At 61.9% G+C, this 302-nt stretch carries 1 protein-coding gene; it reads right to left on the bottom strand.

The window, feature by feature from the left end; translation table 11 throughout:
- Positions 1–302 (bottom strand): QueG-associated DUF1730 domain-containing protein (locus SB753_RS36140; protein WP_410804909.1); only part of this gene is annotated, 302 nt, incomplete at both ends.

Here is a 302-nt window from a genome sequence, read left to right as displayed (position 1 = left end):
CGCAAGCTCGACTTCGAGCACGGGCGCCGAATCGGTGAACACGCGATAGCCATACGGCCCGATCTCCGCCTCGATCCGCTCAGCCAGTTGCTGCAAGCGGTTACGCATGACCTTGTGATAGTCCCGGCCGCGCGCGTAGATCGACACAACGGCCGCTGTTGGGTCTTCGAGACGCGCGCGTTCGTCGAGACGCCAATCATGTTGAACGTCGGCGACTGCACTTTCATCGCCCTTTCGCGCCCCTGAAGAAGCCGGTAAATAAGCCATGCGAACCGAGATCACGCGTCGCGTGCCGGCCACAA

The organism is Paraburkholderia sp. SIMBA_053 (genome assembly GCF_046534895.1).
Taxonomy (GTDB): domain Bacteria; phylum Pseudomonadota; class Gammaproteobacteria; order Burkholderiales; family Burkholderiaceae; genus Paraburkholderia; species Paraburkholderia caledonica.
The sequence above is the reverse complement of the archived record's forward strand: the minus strand, read 5'-3'. Positions and strand labels throughout refer to the sequence as shown.